At 68.0% G+C, this 19,808-nt stretch carries 22 protein-coding genes; 5 read left to right on the top strand and 17 right to left on the bottom strand.

Going from position 1 to position 19,808, the window contains the following annotated elements:
- Window positions 1–2 precede the first annotated feature (2 nt).
- Both ACVCMB_RS10235 and ACVCMB_RS10230 read right to left on the bottom strand, forming a co-directional pair.
- A complete protein-coding gene (locus tag ACVCMB_RS10235; RefSeq protein ID WP_395120342.1) occupies window positions 3–788 on the bottom strand; it encodes a LytR/AlgR family response regulator transcription factor in 786 nt (261 codons plus the stop codon).
- Window positions 785–1,789, bottom strand: coding sequence for a sensor histidine kinase (locus tag ACVCMB_RS10230; RefSeq protein WP_447106847.1), 1,005 nt, complete (start codon window positions 1,787–1,789; stop codon window positions 785–787). The genes ACVCMB_RS10235 and ACVCMB_RS10230 overlap by 4 nt, the downstream gene beginning before the upstream one ends.
- 273 nt (window positions 1,790–2,062) lie before the next feature.
- Here ACVCMB_RS10230 and ACVCMB_RS10225 point away from each other — a divergent pair, with 273 nt between their 5' ends.
- Window positions 2,063–2,782, top strand: a complete 720-nt coding sequence (locus ACVCMB_RS10225; RefSeq protein ID WP_395120340.1) for a hypothetical protein — start codon at window positions 2,063–2,065, stop codon at window positions 2,780–2,782.
- A 127-nt stretch (window positions 2,783–2,909) separates the two neighbouring features.
- Here ACVCMB_RS10225 and ACVCMB_RS10220 read toward each other — a convergent pair whose 3' ends face one another.
- The 6 genes from ACVCMB_RS10220 to rpsU form a co-directional block, all read right to left on the bottom strand.
- Entirely contained in the window at window positions 2,910–3,911 is a 1,002-nt protein-coding gene (locus tag ACVCMB_RS10220) for a bile acid:sodium symporter family protein (protein ID WP_447106846.1), read from the bottom strand.
- Window positions 3,912–3,920: 9 nt separating this feature from the next.
- Window positions 3,921–4,541, bottom strand: a complete 621-nt coding sequence (locus tag ACVCMB_RS10215; protein ID WP_395120338.1) for a DedA family protein — start codon at window positions 4,539–4,541, stop codon at window positions 3,921–3,923.
- Window positions 4,542–4,671: 130 nt separating this feature from the next.
- Window positions 4,672–6,408 (bottom strand): DNA primase, encoded by a 1,737-nt coding sequence (gene dnaG, locus ACVCMB_RS10210; RefSeq protein WP_447106845.1) that lies wholly within the window; start codon window positions 6,406–6,408, stop codon window positions 4,672–4,674.
- A 98-nt stretch (window positions 6,409–6,506) separates the two neighbouring features.
- Complete coding sequence (locus ACVCMB_RS10205; protein ID WP_136257740.1) at window positions 6,507–6,677, bottom strand: DUF1328 domain-containing protein; 171 nt, start codon at window positions 6,675–6,677, stop codon at window positions 6,507–6,509.
- Between the two features lie 83 nt (window positions 6,678–6,760).
- Entirely contained in the window at window positions 6,761–7,207 is a 447-nt protein-coding gene (locus ACVCMB_RS10200; protein ID WP_395120336.1) for a GatB/YqeY domain-containing protein, read from the bottom strand.
- A gap of 171 nt (window positions 7,208–7,378) precedes the next feature.
- Complete coding sequence (rpsU, locus tag ACVCMB_RS10195; RefSeq protein ID WP_007081639.1) at window positions 7,379–7,594, bottom strand: 30S ribosomal protein S21; 216 nt, start codon at window positions 7,592–7,594, stop codon at window positions 7,379–7,381.
- 68 nt (window positions 7,595–7,662) lie between these two features.
- Between rpsU and tsaD the strand changes: the two genes are divergently transcribed.
- Window positions 7,663–8,724 (top strand): tRNA (adenosine(37)-N6)-threonylcarbamoyltransferase complex transferase subunit TsaD, encoded by a 1,062-nt coding sequence (tsaD, locus tag ACVCMB_RS10190; RefSeq protein WP_395120335.1) that lies wholly within the window; start codon window positions 7,663–7,665, stop codon window positions 8,722–8,724.
- 52 nt (window positions 8,725–8,776) lie between these two features.
- Here the strand turns inward: tsaD and ACVCMB_RS10185 are convergent, their stop codons facing one another.
- From ACVCMB_RS10185 to ACVCMB_RS10175, 3 genes are all read right to left on the bottom strand, one after another.
- The gene (locus ACVCMB_RS10185; protein WP_447106844.1) at window positions 8,777–9,496 is read right to left on the bottom strand and encodes a pseudouridine synthase; all 720 of its coding nucleotides are present in this window, start codon (window positions 9,494–9,496) and stop codon (window positions 8,777–8,779) included.
- A gap of 164 nt (window positions 9,497–9,660) precedes the next feature.
- Entirely contained in the window at window positions 9,661–10,437 is a 777-nt protein-coding gene (locus ACVCMB_RS10180) for an ABC transporter permease (protein ID WP_447106843.1), read from the bottom strand.
- Window positions 10,434–11,396, bottom strand: coding sequence for an ABC transporter ATP-binding protein (locus ACVCMB_RS10175; RefSeq protein ID WP_447106842.1), 963 nt, complete (start codon window positions 11,394–11,396; stop codon window positions 10,434–10,436). Before ACVCMB_RS10175 ends, ACVCMB_RS10180 begins: the two co-directional genes overlap by 4 nt.
- Before the next feature lie 91 nt (window positions 11,397–11,487).
- Here ACVCMB_RS10175 and ACVCMB_RS10170 point away from each other — a divergent pair, with 91 nt between their 5' ends.
- Window positions 11,488–12,234 (top strand): ferredoxin--NADP reductase, encoded by a 747-nt coding sequence (locus tag ACVCMB_RS10170; protein WP_447106841.1) that lies wholly within the window; start codon window positions 11,488–11,490, stop codon window positions 12,232–12,234.
- A 223-nt stretch (window positions 12,235–12,457) separates the two neighbouring features.
- Window positions 12,458–12,820, top strand: a complete 363-nt coding sequence (locus ACVCMB_RS10165; protein ID WP_395120330.1) for a hypothetical protein — start codon at window positions 12,458–12,460, stop codon at window positions 12,818–12,820.
- Between the two features lie 40 nt (window positions 12,821–12,860).
- Here ACVCMB_RS10165 and ACVCMB_RS10160 read toward each other — a convergent pair whose 3' ends face one another.
- The 4 genes from ACVCMB_RS10160 to ACVCMB_RS10145 form a co-directional block, all read right to left on the bottom strand.
- Entirely contained in the window at window positions 12,861–13,862 is a 1,002-nt protein-coding gene (locus ACVCMB_RS10160) for a fimbrial protein (protein ID WP_447106840.1), read from the bottom strand.
- Window positions 13,859–16,621, bottom strand: a complete 2,763-nt coding sequence (locus ACVCMB_RS10155) for a fimbria/pilus outer membrane usher protein (RefSeq protein ID WP_447106839.1) — start codon at window positions 16,619–16,621, stop codon at window positions 13,859–13,861. Before ACVCMB_RS10155 ends, ACVCMB_RS10160 begins: the two co-directional genes overlap by 4 nt.
- On the bottom strand, window positions 16,618–17,352 hold the full coding sequence (locus ACVCMB_RS10150) for a fimbrial biogenesis chaperone (RefSeq protein WP_395120327.1): 735 nt from the start codon (window positions 17,350–17,352) through the stop codon (window positions 16,618–16,620). Before ACVCMB_RS10150 ends, ACVCMB_RS10155 begins: the two co-directional genes overlap by 4 nt.
- Before the next feature lie 95 nt (window positions 17,353–17,447).
- A complete protein-coding gene (locus ACVCMB_RS10145) occupies window positions 17,448–17,972 on the bottom strand; it encodes a fimbrial protein (protein WP_395120326.1) in 525 nt (174 codons plus the stop codon).
- Between the two features lie 657 nt (window positions 17,973–18,629).
- Here ACVCMB_RS10145 and ACVCMB_RS10140 point away from each other — a divergent pair.
- A complete protein-coding gene (locus ACVCMB_RS10140; protein WP_395120325.1) occupies window positions 18,630–18,860 on the top strand; it encodes a helix-turn-helix transcriptional regulator in 231 nt (76 codons plus the stop codon).
- Here the strand turns inward: ACVCMB_RS10140 and ACVCMB_RS10135 are convergent.
- Complete coding sequence (locus ACVCMB_RS10135; protein WP_447106838.1) at window positions 18,857–19,186, bottom strand: EF-hand domain-containing protein; 330 nt, start codon at window positions 19,184–19,186, stop codon at window positions 18,857–18,859. The two genes, ACVCMB_RS10140 and ACVCMB_RS10135, sit on opposite strands and share 4 nt — an antisense overlap.
- Window positions 19,187–19,188: 2 nt before the next feature.
- Complete coding sequence (gene folE, locus ACVCMB_RS10130) at window positions 19,189–19,791, bottom strand: GTP cyclohydrolase I FolE (RefSeq protein ID WP_395120323.1); 603 nt, start codon at window positions 19,789–19,791, stop codon at window positions 19,189–19,191.
- Between the last annotated feature and the right edge of the window lie 17 nt (window positions 19,792–19,808).

Genomic DNA, 19,808 nt, shown 5'->3' with positions numbered 1-19,808 from the left:
GGTCACATCTGGCGGAACAGGTGCAGATACGTGCGGCTCACGGGCAGCACCTCCGCGCGGCCCTTCAGGTGGATGTCCGCGGTCTCGTTTTCGCCACGCAAGACATGGCTGATCGCGCGGAGATTCACCACCACGGAACGGTGCACCTGCACGAAATGCGCAGCATCCAGTTGCGCCACCAGTTCCTTCAGCGGCGTCCGGATCAATCCCCCGGCTGTCTTGCCGTCGTCGCCGCGCCATGCAACCAGGGTGTACTTCTCGTCAGAGCGCAGGAAGTCGATCTGGTCGACCGAAACCAGGCGCAGCGCCTGCCCGACCGAAACGCGGATCCAGCGCAGCGGCGTCAGTGCCGCCTTCTTGCAAAGGTGCGCTTCCAGTTGCTCCAGAAGCGTGCGGGTGTCGGGTACCGGTTGCGCGGCGCGCAATCGTTCCTGCAGACGCGCCACCGTGTCGCTCAGGCGTGCCAGTTCCACCGGCTTCACCAGGTAGTCAAGCGCACCCTGTTCGAAGCCCTGCACAGCGTACTGGTCGAACGCGGTGACGAAGACGAGATGTGCACGGCGATCGATGAAGCGCGCCACCTCCACGCCGGACAGGGCCGGCATATGCACATCGAGAAAGCAGATGTCGGGCCGCAGCGCCTCGAACTGCTCGACCGCCTCGCGGCCATTGCGCGCCTGGGCGACAACATGCAGTTCGGGCCAGGCCTGCGCAAGCAGCCGCATCAGCTGCTTGCGCAACAGTGGCTCGTCATCGGCGATCAATGCAGTGGGGCGCGAACTGCTCATGCCGGCCTCTCCCGCGCAGGAAACTCGAGTTCGGCGCAGACGCCCTTCGGTTCGAGCGGCAGCAACCGCAACTGCGTATCGCCGCCGAAGGCCAGCTGCAGGCGCTCGCGCAGGTTCGAAAGTCCGGTGCCCAGCCCATCGCCGGCCCGCCCCAGGCCGACGCCGGTGTCGATGACTTCAGCGCGGCAGCGTCCGTCCCTTACGCGCACGCGCACATCGATCCGGCCGCCTTCCTCGCTCGGGTCGATGCCATGCCGTACGGCGTTCTCGACCAGAGTCAGCAACGTCATCGCCGGAAGATGCGATGCCAGGGCCGCTTCATCGGCGTGCAGCGTGAACTGCAGGCGGTCGGGCATGCGCATGTGCATCACTTCCAGATACGCGCGCACCAGCTCGATTTCCTGTGCAAGTGTGGTCATCGGCTCGTGCAGGCGCGGGACCGCCGCACGCAGGTACGCGATCAGGCTGCCGAGCACCGCGGAGGCCTGCGGCGAGCCGGAATCGACCAGCTCGCGCACGTTGGCCAGCGTGTTGAACAGGAAATGCGGCTCGACCTGCGCCTGCAACAGCCGCAGACGGGCTTGCGCGGCATTGCGCTCGTACTCGCTGCGCTCCAGCTCGAAGGCCAGCGCCTGGCGCTGCGCGTGGCCGCTGATGTGCCGGTACAACGCCGTCATGGCGATCCATGGCGTCAGCAGGAGGCCCAGCCCGGTGATCATCGCGAAGCCGGACAGCCGGTCTGCATTGCGCGGCCAGGGCACTGCGTCGCCAAACGTGGTCAGCGAATAGGCGATCGCCACGGCGAACGGCACCGCAATCGCCACGCCTGCGACCTGCAGCACCCAGCGCGCCATCCAGCGCGGCAGGCGCCTGGGCCAGCGCTCGAACAGTCCGAAGACCATCAGCTGGAACAGGCCCAGGAACATCATGCGGACAAACAGCACGACCCACGGACCCTCCCAACTCGGCAGCAGGAGAACGCTCAGCACCAGGCTCGTCATCAGTACGAGCCGCACGCGTCGCCAGCCCAGCAGGCGGGGGTGCAGACCTCGTGGTTCTAGCGCGGGAGCCGTGGTCGCCATGGACCAACTATAGAGTAGGGTGCGGGCGGATTCGCACTGTGCGACCCGGCTGCGCAGCCCATCGCCGCCGTTCGTCCGCGACGATCGTCAGCCGACCCGCCCAGGCCGTCGTCCATCGCAAACGGCTCGCTTTCGCGCCTTCCCGCGGTCAACGTTTCGCTCGCGAAATCCGGCACGGGAGAGGGGTGGGACATGACGTGGCAGTTGATGGTGCATATCGTTGGCGGAGCCCTGGGTCTGTTGTCCGGAGCCGCGGCCATGATCGCGGCGAAGGGCAGTCTGCCCCATCGCATGGCGGGTCGCGTCTTCTTTGCCTCGATGCTGGTGATGGCGGTCATGGGTGGATATATCGCCGTCCTGGCGGGCGTGCGTGTCTCGGTATTGGCGGCGGCACTGACGGCCTATCTGGTCAGTTCGGGCCGGCTCGCCGCCCGGCGCGCCGACGGCGAGGCCGGCATCCTGGAATGGCTTGTACTGGCCGTCGGGGTTTCGGTTGCCGCCTATGGCCTGCATCTTGGCATCGAGGCCCGGAACGGCCACGCAGACGTGCTCGACGGCACGTTCATCGTTCCCGCGGCGATCTACTTCGTGTTTTCCGGGATCGCCGCCTTCGGTGCCGTCAGCGATGCATGGACGCTCGCGCGTGGCGGCCTGAAACGCCGATCCCGAGTCCTGCAGCACCTCTGGCGAATGTCCGTGGCGCTCTATATCGCGGCCAGCTCGTTTTTCACCGGGCAACAGGACCTCTTCCCGAAGACCTTGCAGGGCTCGTTCCTGCTCCAACTGCCGGAGCTTCTGGTGATCGGCCTGCTTGTCTTCTGGGTGCTGCGGGTCGCGCTGTCGAAGCGGTACCGCGCGCAGAGGCCTGCGAGGGTGGATCAGACAAAGGAAGTGAAATCGCCATCACTCTGAGGAAACAGCAGATTCCCGCAACTTCGAAATTCGCCCGAAATGTGCAGGGGAGCGGAACTCGTCAGCCGCCGCTGTCGTCTCCCGCAGGGGTTGGTCGTCCATGCGGTCCTCGCGACTGCCCCAACCATCAATCCGCCTCGCGATCATCCCCGACCATCGAATGCACGCCCCGCGCCGCGTAGCGCCGCGCCACCACCGCGCACACCATCAACTGCAATTGATGGAAGACCATCAGCGGCAGCACCAGCGCGCCGAGGCCGCCGGCCTGGCCGGCGAAGAGGATCTTCGCCATCGGGATGCCGCTGGCCATGCTCTTCTTGGAGCCGCAGAACACGATGGTGATCTCGTCCTCGCGCGAAAAGCCTAGGCGGCGCGCGGCCCACGTGACGGTCGGCATCACCACCGCCAGCAGCAGCGCGCAGGCGGCCAGGGTGGCGAGCAGGGAAGACGGCGGCGTGTCGTGCCACAGGCCTTCGACCACCGCAGCGCTGAAGGCGGTGTAGACCACCAGCAGGATCGTGGCCTGGTCGGTGAAGCCAAGCAGCGGCTTGTGCCGGTCCACGAAAGTGCCGATCCAGCGTCGGGCGAAGTGGCCGAGCGCGAACGGCAGCAACAGCAGCAGCACGATGTCCAGCACGCCATGCCAGGAGACGCCGCTGCCGTGGCTTTCCAGCAGCAATCCCGCCAGCAGCGGGGTCAGCACGATGCCGAGGAGGTTGGACGTCGATGCGCTGACCACCGCGGCCGGCACGTTGCCGCCGGCGATCGAGGTGAACGCGATCGACGATTGCACGGTCGACGGCAGCAGGCACACGAACAGCAGGCCCAGGCTCAGCTCTGGCGTCAGCACGGCGTCGCCGAGCGGGCGCAGCGCCAGGCCGAGCAACGGAAACAGCACGAAGGTGCTGGCCAGCACGGTCAGGTGCAACCGCCAGTGCGTCATGCCCTGCACGATCGCTTGGCGCGGCAGCTTGGCGCCGTGCAGGAAGAACAGCAGCGCGATGGCCGCATCGGTGACGAGGTCGAACACGCGCGCGACCCCGCCTTCGCAGGGCAGCAGCGAGGCCAGCAGCACCGTGCCGAGCAGGGCCAGCGTGAAGTTGTCGGGAACCGCGCGACGCCGAGCCATGCAGGCGGTTCAGTCCAGCGTGCAGCGGGCGCGGCGGCGGTGCCGCCACCAGGAGACCAGCAGCACCAGCAGCAGGATGCCCAGCAGCACCCACAGGCTGGCCTGGCCGCGGTGCATCCACGTCAGCAACCACTGGTGGTTGTCCGCGCCGACGAAGCCCAGGTAGACCCAGAACGGCACGCTGATCAGCGCGGCGCTGCCGTCGAGCAGCAGGAAGCGCAGGAACGAGACCCGGTGGGTCATGCCGGCGGTGAGATAGATCGTGGTGCGCATGCCGGGCAGGAAGCGCGCGATGAACAGCACGCGGTTGCCGTAGCGATGAAACTTCTCCTGCACTTTCGCGTAGCGCGCCGGCGTGAGGATGCGCGCCACGAAGCGCCATTGCAGGATGCGCGCGCCGTAGCGGTAGCCGAGCAGGAAGATCGCGCAGTCGCCCAGCAGCACGCCGAACATCGCCAGCGCGACCATCGCGTGCACGTTGGCGTAGCCCAGGCCCGCGATCACGCCGCCGGCGACCAGGGTGATGTCTTCCGGCAGCGGCAACCCGGCGCCGCAGATCATCAGCGCGATGAAGACCGCCAGGTAGCCGTTCTCGGCAAAGATCGTGACCAGCTGCTGCAGCAGATCCATCAGTGTTTTCGTGCCTTCTGCCGTCGCGTCCCGGTCGCGGCCGTGCATGATCCCACAGCCGCGGCGTCCTTGCGGCGCGCCGGGACAGCATGCCGCACGGCGCGTGCGGCCTCCGGCAGCGCGGCGGCGTTCATGCCGGCGCCGTCGGCGGGGCCACGCGGGCGGCCAGCAGTTCGCGCAGCTCGGCCTTCTCGGCGCTGTCCAGCGCACCCTCGCGGCTCTTGGCAGTGAGCGCGTCGCGGCGCTGGCGGACGGCTTCTTCCTCCATCCGTCGCAGGGCATCGAAGAACTCCGCGGCCTGCGCCTCGGCCTCGCCCACCACAGTGGCGGCCATCAGTTTCTGCAGCGAGGGATATTCCGGCCGCTCGGCGAAATGCTCCACCAGCATCGCCGGGTTGATGCCGGGACGCGCGCGCGCCAGGTCGAGCAGTTCGGCCAGGAGCTCCACGCCGGGCTTGTCCAGGCGCAGGAAGCGATAGGGTTTCTCCACCCGGTCGGCCATCCCCGGCTGGGTCAGCAGCAGCGAGATGGCGCTGCGCACCAGGCTGCGCTGCACCGCCATCGGACGCTGCACCGCGCGATGGGCGGCGGGGTCGGCCTGCAGCATCGCGCGGGCGCCGCTGCGTTTTTCGAGCTCCTGCGCCATCAGGTCGCGGAAGGCGCCGTCAGGCAGCTTCGCGATCAGCGGCCGCGCGCGCTCGGCGAGCCGCGCGCGCCCGTCGAGGCTGGCCATGTCGACATCGCGCGACAGCTCGTTGAAGAAATAGTCCGACAGCGGCATCGCTTCCTTGATGCGCCGTTCGAAGCCGGCCTTGCCTTCCTTGCGCACCAGCGAATCGGGGTCCTCGCCGTCGGGCAGGAACAGGAAATAGGCCTGGCGGCCGTCGCGCAGCCGCGGCAGCGCGGATTCCAGCGCCTTCCACGCCGCGGCGCGGCCGGCGCGGTCGCCATCGAAGCAGAACACCACGTCGGGCGCGGCGCGGAACAGCAATTCGGTGTGCTCGGGCGTGGTCGCCGTGCCCAGCGTGGCCACCGCGATCGGCAGGCCGGCCTGGTGCAGCGCGATCACGTCCATGTAGCCCTCGACCACCACGATGCGGGTCAGGTTCGTGTTGGCCTGCTTCACCTGCCACAGCGCGAACAGCTCGCGGCCCTTGTGGAACAGCGTGGTCTCCGGCGAATTGAGGTACTTGGGGGATTGCTCCGAGCTGAGCACCCTCCCGCCGAAGGCGATCACGCGCCCGCGCCGGTCGAGGATCGGGAACATCAGCCGTTCGCGGAAGCGGTCGTACTTGCTACCGCGTTCGCCGGTGGAAACCATGCCGGCCTCCTCGAGCAGTTCCATGCGGCGCGGGCTGCTGCCCAGCGCCTTGCTCACGCCGTCGTAGCCGGCCGGCGCCCAGCCGAGGCGGAAGCGCGCGATGGTATCGGCGTCCAGGCCACGCTTCGTGCAATACGCCTTCGCCTCGACGTTGCCCGGCAGCTGCTGCTGGTACCAGCTGGCGCTGGCGTCGAGCAGGGCGTAGAGATCGGTCTTGTCCTCGCGCGGGCGCTCGTCGCGGCCGCCTTCGCGCGGTACGGTGAGGCCCACGGACTGCGCCAGTTCCTCCACCGCGTCGGGGAACTCCAGCCGGTCGTAGTCCATCAGGAACTTGATCGCGCTGCCGTGCACGCCGCAGCCGAAGCAGTGGAAGAACTGCTTGGCCGGGCTGACGTAGAACGACGGCGTGCGCTCGTTGTGGAACGGGCAGCAGGCGGTCCACTCGCGGCCGGCCTTCTTCAACGGCACGCGCCGCTCGATCACGTCGACGATGTCGACGCGGGCAAGCAGTTCATCGATGAAGCTGTCGGGGATCAGGCCGCGCATAGACCGCCTAGTCTAGTCGGTCGCCGCCGGAGAGGCGCGCTGGCGCCGACCGGTGGCATACCGCGAGGCGACCTGGCGCCGGCGCGTGGTCGGGCCGGCTAGAACAGGCTGATCACGCCGACCAGGGCCAGCACGGCCAGCAGGAACAGAATCACGAAGCACGCGAACAGCACCTTGGCGATGGTCGCGGTGGCGCCGGATACGCCGCCGAAGCCGAGCCAGCCGGTGATCAGCGAAATGATGGCGAAGATGATGGCCCACTTCAGCATGCGGTCCTCCGGAAGGCGATGGGGTTTCCGGAGGTTGTAGCGGGAGCGGCGTGAAGGCGGCGCATCGCCGACCGGGCGGCGCGTCAGCCGGCCAGGCGGGCCTTGATGCGTGCGGAGACCACGCCCATGTCGGCGCGGCCGGCGGCCTTGTCCTTCACCGCGGCCACCACCTTGCCCATGTCCCGCGGCGAGCTGGCGCCGGTGTCGGCGATCGCGGCGGCGATCAGCGCGTCGATCTCGGCTTCGCCCAGCTTGGCGGGCAGGTAGGTTTCGATGACGGCCATCTCGGCGCGCTCCACCTCGGCCAGGTCTTCGCGCTGGGCAGCGACGTACTGGCTGACCGAGTCCTTGCGCTGCTTCATCATCTTTTCCAGTACGGCGAGCACCTGGCCATCGTCCAGCTCGATGCGCTCATCCACCTCGCGCTGCTTGATCGCCGCGAGCATCAGCCGGATCACGCCCAGCCGCGGCTTGTCGCCGCCGCGCATGGCGGTCTTCATGTCCTCGGTGAGCTGCTGCTTGAGCGTCATGGCGATGCCTCGTTGGGTGGAATTCCGATTCGTCGGAAACGGCAAAGCCGGCGTTGTCCCTGGGAACAACGCCGGCCATGGCCTATCCGGATGCTTGCGGCGGCAGCGAGAACCCGCGCCTGCCGCATGACTGTTGCCGCTCGACCCGCCGACGCGCGGCGGGGAGGGCGCTCAGTACAGGCGGACCTTGCGCGAAACGTCGCGCGAGAGGCGACGCAGGTGGCGCTTGACGGCGGCAGCGCGCTTGCGCTTGCGCTCCTGGGTCGGCTTTTCGTAGAACTCGCGCTTGCGCGTCTCGGCCAGCACGCCGGCCTTCTCGCAGGTACGCTTGAAACGACGCAGTGCGATCTCGAACGGCTCGTTCTCGCGAACTTTTACGTTGGGCATGGAAACTCCAGGTGGTAATCTGCCCGCCTGTGCGGGACAGTGGAAAGTGGTGAGCCGCGAATTATACCGTGGATAACAAAGAATTTTCAAAGCCGGCCCACCGGCCGGTGCTGGGCATCGAGAGCTCCTGCGACGAGACCGGCGTAGCCATCCTGCGCTGGCAGCCGGATGCCCCGGGGGCGGGCCTGCTGGCCCATACCCTGTACAGCCAGATCAAGTTGCACGCCGATTACGGCGGCGTGGTGCCCGAGCTGGCCAGCCGCGACCACGTGCGCAAGCTGCTGCCGCTGATCCGCGAGGCGCTGGCGCAGGCCGGGCTGGGCGTGCGCGATCTCGGCGGGGTGGCCTACACGGCCGGTCCCGGCCTGGTCGGCGCGCTGCTGGTGGGGGCCTCGGTGGGCCGCGCGCTGGCCTGGGCGCTGGACGTGCCGGCCGTCGCCGTCCACCACATGGAAGGCCACCTGCTGGCCCCGCTGCTGGAGCAGGACCCGCCGCAGCCGCCGTTCGTGGCCTTGCTGGTGTCCGGCGGCCATTCGCTGCTGGTCGAGGTCAAGGCGATCGGCCAGTACACCATCCTGGGCGACACCCTGGACGACGCCGCCGGCGAGGCCTTCGACAAGACCGCCAAGCTGATGGGCCTGCCCTACCCGGGCGGACCGGCGCTGGCGAAACTGGCCGAACAGGGCCGGCCGGGGGTGTTCCGCTTCTCGCGGCCGATGACCGACCGGCCCGGGCTGGATTTCAGCTTCTCCGGCCTGAAGACCCAGGTGCTGCTGGCCTGGCAGAAATCGGACCAGAGCGAGCAGACCCGCGCCGACGTGGCCCGCGCCTTCGAGGAGGCGATCGTGGAGACGCTGATCATCAAGTGCCGCCGCGCCTTGCAGGCCTGCGGCGCGCAGCGGCTGGTGATTGCCGGCGGTGTCGGCGCCAACCGCCGGCTGCGCGCGGAGCTGGCCGCGGCCGGCGAACACGACGGGTTCCGGGTGTATTTCCCGCGGCTGGCGTTCTGCACCGACAACGGCGCGATGATCGCCCTGGCCGGCGCGATCCGCCTGGCCGGCGGCCAGCATCAGGACGCCACCGTGCAGGTGCGTCCGCGCTGGGATCTGCAGACGCTGCCGGCGGCCTGAGTTGCCGCAGGGCGGGCAGTGTCCGCCCTGAGGACGCGCCGCGACTACGCGCTCACCATTGCGTGCGCCCGGGCAGCAAGCCCTTCAGCTCCGCGTCGGTGAGGTTGCGCCACTGGCCGGGTTTCAGGTGGGCCAGCTTCACGTTGTCGATGCGCACGCGGCGCAATTGGGTCACGCGATAGCCGAACGCCGCCGCCATCAGGCGGATCTGCCGGTTCAGGCCCTGGGTCAGCACGATGGCGAAGCCGAACTTCGCGATCCGGCGCACGCGGCAGCGCTGGGTCAGCTGGCCGTGGATGCGCACGCCCTTGCTCATGCCGGCGATGAACTCGTCGGTGACCGCCTTGTTCACGCCGACCAGGTATTCCTTCTCGTGGTGGTTTTCCGCGCGCAGGATCTCGTTGACGATGTCGCCATTGCTGGTGAGCAGGATCAACCCTTCGGAATCCTTGTCCAGCCGGCCGATCGGGAAGATCCGCTGCGGGTGGTCGACGAAATCCACGATGTTGCCGGCCACGCTCTGGTCGGTGGTGCAGGTGATGCCGGCCGGCTTGTTCAGCGCGATGTAGACCGCCTTCTTCGCCGCCGGCGTGGCGGCCAGCACGCGCGCCCGGACGATCTCGCCATCCACGCGCACCTCGTCGCCGTCCAGCGCCTTGGCGCCAGTGCCGACCACCTCGCCGTTGATGCTCACGCGCCCGGCCAGCAGCCATTCGTCGGCTTCGCGGCGCGAACACAGGCCGGCTTCGCTGATGTACTTGTTTACGCGCATAAGGCCGGGAATCGGGAATGGGGAATCGGGAATCGGGAATCGGTGAGGTTGGGTGAGGTCGCTCTGATCGGATTTCGTATGGTTTTCGGGCATTGGGCGAGGCGCGTGGCTCACGTTCTGCAGCTTTTACCTATTCTCGATTCCCTATTCCCTATTCCCGATTCTCAGCTCCTCAGCCCCACGCCGCGCCTGAGCAGTTGCAGCGCCGCGATCGACAGCCCCGCGATGAACCCCAGCATCACCGCGAAGGCCCAGCCCACCGACACGTCGCTGATGCCGAGCACGCCGTAACGGAACGCGTTGACCATGTACAGGATCGGATTGGCGTGGGAAATGGCGCGCCATGGCTCGCCCAGCATGTCGATCGAATAGAACACGCCGCCCAGGTAGGTCAGCGGCGTGATCACGAAGGTGGGCACCAGGGCGATGTCGTCGAACTTGCTGGCGAACACCGCGTTGATGAACCCGGCCAGCGCGAAGATCACCGCACCCAGCAGCACCGCGGCCAGCGCGGTCAGCGGGTGCGCCACGTGCAGCGACGTGAAGAACAGCGCGACCACCAGCACCAGCGCGCCGACCACCAGGGCGCGTGCGACCGCGCCGATCACGTAGCCGGAGAGGATCGCCCAGTTGGCCATCGGGGCCACCAGCATCTCCTCCACCGAGCGCTGGAACTTGGCGCCGTAGAACGAGCTGGAGATGTTCATGTAGCTGTTGTTGATGACCGACATCATGACCAGGCCGGGCACGATGTACTGCATGTAGCTGAACCCGCCCGCAATCGGGCCGATGCGGCTGCCGATCAGCTTGCCGAAGATGATGAAGTACAGCGTCATCGTGATGACGGGCGGGATCAGCGTCTGGGTCCAGATGCGCAGGATGCGCACGATTTCGCGCCGCGCGACGGTGTACAGCGCGACCAGGTTGGTGGAACTGCTCATGCCGCCTTCTCCCGCTCCGGGGTGCGGCCTTGTTCGACCAGCCGCACGAACAGTTCCTCCAGCCGGTTGGTCTTGGTGCGCATCGAATGCACCGTGATGCCGTGGTGGGTGAGTGCGCTGAACAGCGTGTTGAGATCCTGCTTGCGGGCCATCTCGGCCTCCAGGGTGCGCTCGTCGACGCGGTGCAGGGCGATGCCGGCCACGGTCGGCAGCTCGCCCGGCGGTTCGGCCAGGTCGAGCACGAAGGTTTCCACGTCCAGCGTCGCCAGCAGGCGCTTCATGCTGGTGTTCTCGATGATGGTGCCGTGGTCGATGATCGCGATGTTGCGGCACAGCGACTCGGCTTCCTCCAGGTAATGCGTGGTCAGGATCACCGTGGTGCCGGCCGCGTTGATGGCGCTGACGAAGTGCCACATCGAACGGCGGATCTCGATGTCCACGCCGGCGGTGGGCTCGTCCAGGATCAGCAGCTTGGGCTCGTTCATCATCGCGCGGGCGATCATCAGGCGGCGCTTCATGCCGCCGGACATCTCGCGCGCCTGGTGGAACGCCTTGTCCCACAGGCGCAGTTCCTTCAGGTATTTCTCGGCGCGTTCGGCGGCGGGCTTGCGCGGGATACCGTAGAAGCCAGCCTCGTTGACGCAGATGTCGAACGGCTTCTCGAACTGGTTGAAGTTGATCTCCTGCGGCACCAGCCCGATCAGCTGCATCGCCGCACTGCGCTCGCGCATGACCGAACGGCCGAACACCAATGCATCGCCGCTGCTGGCGTTGACCAGCGAGGAGAGGATGCCGATCAGGGTCGACTTGCCCGCGCCATTGGGGCCGAGCAGGGCGAAAAAGTCGCCCTGCTGCACGGTGAGGCTGACGCCCTTGAGCGCTTCCACGCCGTTGCGGTAGACCTTGCGCAGGTTGTCGACGACCAGCGCGGGGGGCGAATCGTTTTGGGTGAAGGACATGGGCTGCGCCAAGGGGGACAAGCCGCTTATTATACGGGGCTGACCATCACCGTCCGGGCCCGCCCGACGCACACACTGTTTCGGGAAAACCATGGCCGAATCCTTCCAGCTCCGTCTCGTCGACGCCCGCATGCTCGCACCGACGGTGCGCCACCTGGTGTTCGAGCGTGTCGACGGGCAACCGCTGGCGTTCCAGCCGGGCCAGTTCCTGCAGGTGCATTTCCACTACGACGACGGCACGCCGACCAAGCGCAGTTATTCGGTGGGCAGCGTGGGCGACGGCTCCTCGCCCGTGCCGCACATCGAGATCGCGGTGAGCTACGTCGAAGGCGGCGCCGCGACGAAGCTGCTCGGCGAGCTGCCGGTCGGCGGCGTGATCGACGCCAGTGGCCCGTACGGCCGCTTCTGCCTGCAGGAGGCCGACACCCACCCGCGCTACCTGCTGCTGGCCACCGGCACCGGGGTCACCCCGTACCGCGCGATGCTGCCGCAGATCGAGAAACTGCTGGCGGGCGGCAATCGCGAAGTGGTGCTGCTGTACGGCGCCCGCAACGAAACCGAACTGCTCTACAGCGAGGAGTTCGAGGCGTTCGCGCAGCGCCACCCCGGCTTCCTGTTCCACGGCTGCCTCAGCCGCGAGGCCCGCGCCGTGCCGCGCCCCGGCGATCGCGCCGGCCACGTGCAGCACGTGCTGGCCGAACTCGGGCCCAGCGCCGAACGCGACATTGCCTACCTCTGCGGCAACCCCAACATGGTCGATGCCGCCTACGCCGCCCTGCAGGAGTTCGGCCTGCCGGTGAAACAGATCCGCCGCGAGAAGTACATCTCCTCGCGCTGACGTCGCCGACCTTCCCGGTTCACGCCTCTTCCACGCGCGCATCACGCGCGGGGCGGTATGCAGGCGGACATGGAAGCGGCATGGCGTTCTTGCCCGGCTGAAACGTGACGCACATCACAGTTTGCGATGCGCGCCGGCTCCGCCGCTAAAGCCCGCACAAGCGCTGCCGAAAAGCCACTTGAGTCGCCCCGTCACAGGCGGGTTTGCGCAAGAGGTGCAGGGCATGAGGAGTTCGTGGAGCAGCAACGTGGTCGGAGGCGCATGGATGGCGCTGGCTCTGCTGGGCGCCTTCTCGGTGGCCAAGGCCGCCAGTGGGCGCATCTCGTTTTCCGGCGCGGTGGTCGAACCGACCTGTACCGTGCCGGCCCACTACCTTGCCGCCAGCATCGCCGCCCCGGCCGTAGACGCCCGCGCGCCGCTGCGACTCGCCTGCGGCCAGACCGCGACCGATCCCGGGCGGCCGTATTCGCGCGTGGTGCTGGATCTGGATGCGACGCGTGTCGCCGGCGATCGCCTGCTGACCTATTTCACCCGCAACCAGCATGGCGCAACCGCCGCGAAGCTTGTCGTGCACACCTACGAGTGAGGAGGGGTCGGGCCCGCCATCCGGCGTTGTCGCGCGTCCTTCAGGGGTAGGTCAACGTATAGGTGGCTGTCGCCGTGACCGACCCCGATGCAAGCGCTCCCGTGGTCCGGTAGTAGCGTGCGACCAGCGGGATTTGCGACGCACCACTGGCTGCGTTGAAGGTGACGGCCGTGCCCAGCGCGACCGGATTGCCGCTGGTTCCCGGCGCGCCGTTCCAGACGATCTGGATACCGACTCCCGTTGCCGTCCCGCTGTTCGACAACACGCCGTTGGGTCGGCTGACCGGGTTGGTCGAGTCCAGCGTGATCGCCAGCTTGGCGTTTGCCGAGCAGGTCAGCGGGATCGCGAAAGGCTTGTCACCCGTGGTCACGCCGGTCCCGCCGGCGAGAGCGCTGGTGGTGACCGTCGGCAGCGGCACGGTCAGGCTTGACGGCACGCTGCAGGCCGGGGCCACGAAAGTCAGCGATCCGGCCAGCACGATGGATGCGTCGACAATGTTGTTGCTGACGGTGCCGGCCTGAAAGTCGGCGAGTGCGCCGGACACCACCGTGCCGTCGGCGATATTGCCGGTCTTCACCAGCTCGACCGTGACGGGGTCCGCTTCAGTCCAGGTGGAGCTGCCGTCCAGGCTCTGGAACGGCCAGGGGCCGATGAGTCCGGGGTAGCTGCCCGAAGTCTGGGTGATCCGGAAGCTGATGCCGGTGGTGCCGATCGGGAACAGGTATTGCCCGGCAGCGGGAGTCGCGCCGGCACGGTTCGTCAGGCCCCAGTAGTTCTGGTTGCCGTTGCACTTGAAACTCACCGGTTGGCTGATTCCGGTCAGGCCGGAGGTGTAGAGCGTGGCGCCCACCGGGATGCCGGGATCGTTGACGATGGTCGCCGGGACGCCAACGGAATACGTGCCTGTTGAGTCGCCACGGCTGAAGGAGCAGCCGGCATGCGCGACGGGCGTTGCCGCCAGCAGGGCGCAAGCCAGCAGCAGGAGCCACCGGTTCGGCAATCGGAATGCCCGCGGGATGGAGGTGATGGGACCGTTGCTCATGGGCGGGCCTCTGCAAGCTTTGCTCGAAGGTCGGGTGCGACGCAGGTGGCCTCGATCCGCCGGATTCCCGCAGCCGTGCCGTTCGACTTTGCGAGGTCATAGGGGAGGGTGCATGAATGCGATGCGCCATCATCCGTTTGCCAGTTCACCCGCAGCGAGCCGCTGTCGTTCGGCAATCGCGCCATGATCTGCCCGGCCTGGCCGACCACGCCCACCAGCGTGCCGCGCGCGTCATCCACTTCGGCACCGAACGGCAGCGTGTTGCCGTCGGCCAGGCGGGTCTGGATCAGCACGAAGCGGCCGCTTTCGCTCTTGAACTTGATCAGCACCACCGCGCCGGCGCGCGGCGCGATCTGCGCGCTGGTGTTGTCCAACTGCACGTCCAGCGACAGGCCGGTGGGGTCGATGTCGATGCGGTTGAGCTGGTACGGAGTGAGGTACGGGATCAGCGCATAGCCGTTGTGCCCGATCCTCACGCCCGCGGCGTTGATGACCCGCGCGCCGGCGGCGTCCCGTGCCTCGACGAGGCCCACGGTGTCGCCCAGCGGCTGGCCGAAGGTGACGCCGCCGGGATGCGCGACGATGCCGCCGGCCAGGTTGAACGAGGCCTGCGAATAGCCGCTGCCCGCGCCGACGCCGACGTTGACCTGCACGTGGCTGCCGCGATAGCCGGCGTTGACGCTGCCGCTGGTGCCCACCGAGCCGCTGTCGCGACCGTTGTCGTGGGTAGCGGTGACGCCGTAGTTGAACTGGTCGTTGCTGCCGGCGGTGCCGCTGACGGTGGCCTGCTCCTGCGTGGCGTCGCTGCCGGTGCGGCTCAGCGCGCCGGTGAGGATCGGCGCATGCGCGCCGTTGCCCAGCGGGATCGTGAGGTTGAGCATGAAGCGGTTTTCGCTGCGCCCGAACAGGTTGCGCTCGCGGCTGGCCGAGACGTTGTAGTTCAGCCGGCCCACCGAGTTGTTGTAGCCGACCTGGAACTGGGTGTCGGTGCCACCGCGGTTCCAGTAGTCGCGCGCCGAACCGGTGACGTACAGCGAGCCGCCGGTCGCGCCCAGGCGCTGGCTGAGGTTGATGCTGAAATTGTTGCGCTGGCGATCGACGCCCACGGTGTCCAGCGCGCCGGTGTAGTTGATGCCGGCCAGCGCCGCCTGCTGCTGCGGGGTGAGCAGGCCGGCCACCGGCACGCCGTTGATCAGGATCGGCCGGGCCGGGCCGCTGGCGAACACCGGCAGGCCGCGTTGCGCGTAGTCGCGCGCGCGCGCCGCATCGCGCAAAGTCAGGTAGCCGCTGGTGGAATAGCGATAGGCCGCCACCGACAGCGAGGTGCCGGTGGGCGCCATGATCTTGCTGTAGCTCAGCCGTACGCTCTGGCCGGACATGGTGTCGAGGCCGGGGATGCGCGTGCGCGCGCCGGTGATGTCCATCGCGAACGCGCCGTAGCGGGTGTTGAGCGCGCTGCCCAGCAGCATGGCGCCGTAACCTTCCGAGCCCACCACGCCGGCATAGCCGGTGAGCAGGTTGGTGAAGCCGTGCTGCAGGGTGGCCTGCACCACGTTCGGCTCGTCCTCGATGGTCTGCTCGCGCATCTGCCCCGCCGCGATGCTGAAGCGGTTGACGCCGGGGCGCAGCAGCTGCGGCACCGAGGCGTAGGGCACCGAGAAGCTGTGCACGCGGCCGCTGGCTTCAGTCACGCTGACTTCGAGATCGCCGCCGTAGCCGGTCGCATAGAGGTCGTCGATCACGAACGGGCCGGGCGCGACCGTGGTCTGGTAGATCAGCATGCCGTTCTGGCGCACCACCACCTTGGCGTTGCTGTCGGCCACGCCGCGCACGGTGGGTGCGTAGCCGCGCAGCGACTGCGGTTGCATGCGGTCGTCGGTGGCGATCTGCACGCCGCGCAGGCCGAAGCTGTCGAAGATCTCCCCGCTGGTCCAGGAGTCGCCCACGGTCAGCTGCGCGCGCAGTGCGGTCAGGTCGCGTTGGGCGTAGGTGGCGATGTTCTGCCAGTGGTGCGTGGAGCCGGCCGCGCCGGTGCCCGATTGCCAGTCCAGCGTCGAGTCGTGGCGGACCCGCCAGGCGCCCAAGTTGATGCCGGCATCCAGGCCCAGGTAGGTCGAGGTCTGGTGCAGGCCGCCGGCGCCGGTGCGGTAGCTGTTCAAGTTGTAGTTGAGCAGGCCCGCGGTCACGCCTTCGTCCCAGTACTGCGGGTCGACATAACCGCGCGCCACGCGGCCCAGGAACGCCTGCGGCACGCTGGCGTCCAGTCGCAGGTCGCCGAGGTCGAAGGCGAGGCTGGCGCCCGGGATCACGCGCGTGATGTCGACGCAGGCGGCAGGGTCGGCCATTTCCGCAAGCAGCGCGTCGGAGAGATCGGCCGGGTGCAGGCCCAGGGTGTCCAGCAGCGCCGGGGTCACGCAGGGCGTGGCGCTGGCGTCGGGCGAGGGCGCGGCCAGGCGCACGTCGCGGCGGCCGACCGGCGCGTCGTTGAGGTAGATGTCGACGCTGTAGTTTCCGGCAGGCACGAAATTGCCGCGTTCGAAGCGCGACAGGTCGGTGGTGTTCTGGCCCGCGCCGGCGAGCATGCTGCGGTCGAAGTTGGCATCCGCCGCGTCGGCCGCGGCGCCGGCGTCGGCGTTGGCCGCGGCAGCGTGGGCGGCACCGGCGGCGGTGGCCAGCGCCAGCAGGATCGACAACGCCAGCCGACGGCTGGCGACTGCGCGCGCGCGGGGCGTCGATGCGCGGGCGCGTGCGCGCTTCACGGCGTGATCGTGCCCTGGTTGGCGTCGGCGGCGCCGAAGTCGTTGATCGTGGTGAACGCGACGGCGGTGCCGGCGGCAGGGGCCGGTGCGCCTTCGGCAAGCGGCAGGCGCAAGGTTGACAGCGGCGCGACCATGCCCGCGTCGGTCGCCAACGCCGCCTTGCCGGCACTCAGCGACACCTTGCTGAACGTGACGTGGTAAGGCGTCGGGTTGTGCGCCACCAGCGCATGGCCGTCGCTGGCCACCGACCAGGTGATCTGCGAGGCGGCGGTCAGCGGGTTGCCGGCCAGGCCGGCCGGGCGGAAGAACAGCTTCAGCCGCGACCGCACGGCGAACTGCAAGGTGTTCTGCGTCTCGCCATTGACGGTGCCGGGCTTGGGCGGGATCTCGAGCACGTTCAGCCAGAACAGCGACTCGCGATCCGTCGGCAGCGGCTGGCCGGTGTAGACGATGCGCAGGCTCTGGCCCTTGCCGGCGTTCATGCGGAACAGCGGCGGCGTGATCAGGAACGGCACGCGCGCGGTATCGGGGGTGGAATCGGGGTTGCCGGCGTCGATCCAGGCTTCGACCAGGGCTGGTTGCTGGCCGTTGTTGTTCAGGCGCACGGTGACTTCGCCACTGGCGGCCGGGAACACCACGCGGGTGCCGCCGATCACGACGCTGGCATCGGCCGCGCCACTGAAGGCCGTCAAGGCAATCAGCATGGCGCCAAGGGCGAGCAGGTTCTTCATCGGAGGGTTCCCGGGATGGTGGGGCGGTGATGGCGGCTGGCAAAAAAACGGCGCGCTGCAGCCGCCATGGCGACTGCGGCGCGCCGATGTCGCGCTTACTGGTAGCTCAGGGTGAAGTTGACGGTCGAGGCGACCAGGCCGGCTGTGGCCGCGGCGCTGGCGGCGACGTAGCGGGCGTTCATGGCCACGCTGCCGCTGCCGCTGGTGACGTTGATCACCGGAGCATTGGCGCCGCTGGACGCGTTGATCAGGGAGGCGCCATTGAGCAACTGGATCTGCACGTTGGAGCCGCCGACGACGGTGTTCTTCAGGTTGCCGGTGCCGGCGTCGATGTTGCTGCCGCTGAAGCTCATCGCGGCGGTGGTGGTGTTGGTGTCGCAGCCGGTCAGCGCAACGGTGAACGGCGTGGTGCCGGCGGTGGCGCCCACGGTGCCCAGGCTGGCGGTCATCACGGTGGGCAGCGCCACGGTGGCGCCGCCATTGACGGCGACGGTGCAGGTGTCGGACAGCACCTTGCCGGAGATGGTGATGGTGCCGGTGTTGGCTGCCTGGGCGGTCGGCGCGAAGGCGGTGGCGGCGATCACGGCGACCAGTGCGGTGGAAAGCAGAGTCTTGTTCATGGTGTTCCTCGTTGGATGGATGGTTTCGGGATTTCGCCATCACCGCACGAGGTAAAGCCCGTTGGCGGCAAGGCATCTGGTAAACCGGCGGGTTCTGGCGAAATTCACCCCCCGGATGAAATGCAGACCACGATCTGCCGTGGCTTGCGGTGGCTGAAGCAACCGGCATGCCAATCATCCTGATCGTCCTGATTACCCCTCGCCGCCACGAACTGCCATGTGGTTTTTCTGCCGTGGGGCAAAAAATTGGCAGCGTTTGTCGGCGTTCCCCTACAGATTGCGTCACACGAAGTGCCAATTGCGTCACAAATTGTACTGATATATGAGGCTTGAGCAACCGCAATTCGTCTGACAGCTTAACTTTGGTCAAGTGGGCTTGACACTATTCAGTCGGCCCGATAGCTTCGCGGCGGGAAGATTGCCTGCGCGTCCGGAGCCCGCCGTGAACCCCCTTCGCCAGCGGCGAATCCCTCTCCCGCCGTCGTGCCCGCGGCTGCGGACAGCCGGAAAACCGGTCACGCCGGCATCCGCTTTGCCTTTTCTCGCTGTTGATCCGATGGCCCGCTTCGCCGTGGGCAGGCACTTCGTCTTCTCGCGGAAAGTGCCGGGCAACAAGCTCCCCCCGCTGCAAGGCCGATCGATGCCGGAGTCCCGCCGATGAACAACTGCCTGCGCGAGTTGCGCGGCGAACAGGCATGGTCGCAGGCCGAGCTGGCCGAACGCCTGGCCGTGTCGCGGCAAACGGTGAACGCGATCGAGACCGGCAAGTACGACCCCGGCCTGCCGCTGGCGTTCCGGATTGCGCGCCTGTTCGGGCGGCCGATCGAGTCGATCTTCCTGCCCGGCGTGGATGTCGCCGGGCAGGGTCGGGGGCGTCGGCCGACCTAGCGCGGCGGCGCGGTCAACTCGCGCGCATCCAGGCTGCCGTCATGGTTGCGGTCCAGCCGATGGAACTGGCGGCGCAGGTTGTCCTGGAATGCCGGGAGCGAAATCGGCTCGCCGCGGCGGCCGGGCAGTTCGTCCGTCTCCAGCATGCCGTCGCCGTTGGCATCCATCTGCGCGAAGCCGCGGCTCATGTACTGGACGTATTCGGCGACGCTGACCTTGCCGTCGCCGTCGCGATCGAAGAACCCCAGGTAGGCGACGCGTGAATCCTGCGCGTGCGCAAGGGCTGCCAGCCACAGCAGCGGCACGGCGCACCAGCGGGGGCGCATGTTCAGCGGGCGCTTCCGTGGATGCCGATGAACTGCAGGAACTCGTTGCGCGTGCGCACATCGTCGCGGAAGCTGCCCAGCATCTGGCTGGTCACCATCGACACGCCGCGCTTGTGCACGCCGCGGGTGGTCATGCACTGGTGGCTGGCGTCGATCACCACCGCCACGCCGCTGGGCTGCAGGGTTTCCTGGATGCAATGGGCGATCTGCGCGGTCAGTTTCTCCTGCACCTGCAGGCGGCGTGCGAAGCCGTCGACCACGCGGGCCAGCTTGCTGATGCCGACCACGCGGTTGGTCGGCATGTAGCCGACGTGGGCGCGGCCGATGATCGGCGCCAGGTGGTGCTCGCAATGGCTCTCGAACTGGATGTCGCGCAGCACCACCATCTGGTCGTAGCCGGCCACTTCCTCGAAGGTGCGCCGCAGGAACTCCGCCGGGTCCGATTCGTAGCCCGAGAACCAGTCCCGGTAGGCCTTGGTCACCCGCTTGGGCGTGTCCAGCAGGCCCTCCCGCGTGGGGTCGTCGCCGGCCCAGCGCAGCAGGATACGCACCGCGTCCTCGGCCTGCTGCTGACTGACTTCCTGGGAATGATGCTCTTCGTTCATGCGGGGGCCTCGGGATG

Source organism: Rhodanobacter sp. UC4443_H10 (genome assembly GCF_052978325.1).
The sequence above is the reverse complement of the archived record's forward strand: the minus strand, read 5'-3'. Positions and strand labels throughout refer to the sequence as shown.

Bases quoted from the DNA above. Each gene is read 5' to 3' on its own strand.
- ACVCMB_RS10235 (WP_395120342.1), bottom strand. From the start codon at position 788: ATGAGCAGTTCGCGCCCCACTGCATTGATCGCCGATGACGAGCCACTG.
- ACVCMB_RS10230 (WP_447106847.1), bottom strand. From the start codon at position 1,789: ATGACGAGCCTGGTGCTGAGCGTTCTCCTGCTGCCGAGTTGGGAGGGT.
- ACVCMB_RS10225 (WP_395120340.1), top strand. From the start codon at position 2,063: ATGACGTGGCAGTTGATGGTGCATATCGTTGGCGGAGCCCTGGGTCTG.
- ACVCMB_RS10220 (WP_447106846.1), bottom strand. From the start codon at position 3,911: ATGGCTCGGCGTCGCGCGGTTCCCGACAACTTCACGCTGGCCCTGCTC.
- ACVCMB_RS10215 (WP_395120338.1), bottom strand. From the start codon at position 4,541: ATGGATCTGCTGCAGCAGCTGGTCACGATCTTTGCCGAGAACGGCTAC.
- dnaG (WP_447106845.1), bottom strand. From the start codon at position 6,408: ATGCGCGGCCTGATCCCCGACAGCTTCATCGATGAACTGCTTGCCCGC.
- ACVCMB_RS10205 (WP_136257740.1), bottom strand. From the start codon at position 6,677: ATGCTGAAGTGGGCCATCATCTTCGCCATCATTTCGCTGATCACCGGC.
- ACVCMB_RS10200 (WP_395120336.1), bottom strand. From the start codon at position 7,207: ATGACGCTCAAGCAGCAGCTCACCGAGGACATGAAGACCGCCATGCGC.
- rpsU (WP_007081639.1), bottom strand. From the start codon at position 7,594: ATGCCCAACGTAAAAGTTCGCGAGAACGAGCCGTTCGAGATCGCACTG.
- ACVCMB_RS10185 (WP_447106844.1), bottom strand. From the start codon at position 9,496: ATGCGCGTAAACAAGTACATCAGCGAAGCCGGCCTGTGTTCGCGCCGC.
- ACVCMB_RS10180 (WP_447106843.1), bottom strand. From the start codon at position 10,437: ATGAGCAGTTCCACCAACCTGGTCGCGCTGTACACCGTCGCGCGGCGC.
- ACVCMB_RS10175 (WP_447106842.1), bottom strand. From the start codon at position 11,396: ATGTCCTTCACCCAAAACGATTCGCCCCCCGCGCTGGTCGTCGACAAC.
- ACVCMB_RS10170 (WP_447106841.1), top strand. From the start codon at position 11,488: ATGGCCGAATCCTTCCAGCTCCGTCTCGTCGACGCCCGCATGCTCGCA.
- ACVCMB_RS10165 (WP_395120330.1), top strand. From the start codon at position 12,458: ATGAGGAGTTCGTGGAGCAGCAACGTGGTCGGAGGCGCATGGATGGCG.
- ACVCMB_RS10160 (WP_447106840.1), bottom strand. From the start codon at position 13,862: ATGAGCAACGGTCCCATCACCTCCATCCCGCGGGCATTCCGATTGCCG.
- ACVCMB_RS10150 (WP_395120327.1), bottom strand. From the start codon at position 17,352: ATGAAGAACCTGCTCGCCCTTGGCGCCATGCTGATTGCCTTGACGGCC.
- ACVCMB_RS10145 (WP_395120326.1), bottom strand. From the start codon at position 17,972: ATGAACAAGACTCTGCTTTCCACCGCACTGGTCGCCGTGATCGCCGCC.
- ACVCMB_RS10140 (WP_395120325.1), top strand. From the start codon at position 18,630: ATGAACAACTGCCTGCGCGAGTTGCGCGGCGAACAGGCATGGTCGCAG.
- ACVCMB_RS10135 (WP_447106838.1), bottom strand. From the start codon at position 19,186: ATGCGCCCCCGCTGGTGCGCCGTGCCGCTGCTGTGGCTGGCAGCCCTT.
- folE (WP_395120323.1), bottom strand. From the start codon at position 19,791: ATGAACGAAGAGCATCATTCCCAGGAAGTCAGTCAGCAGCAGGCCGAG.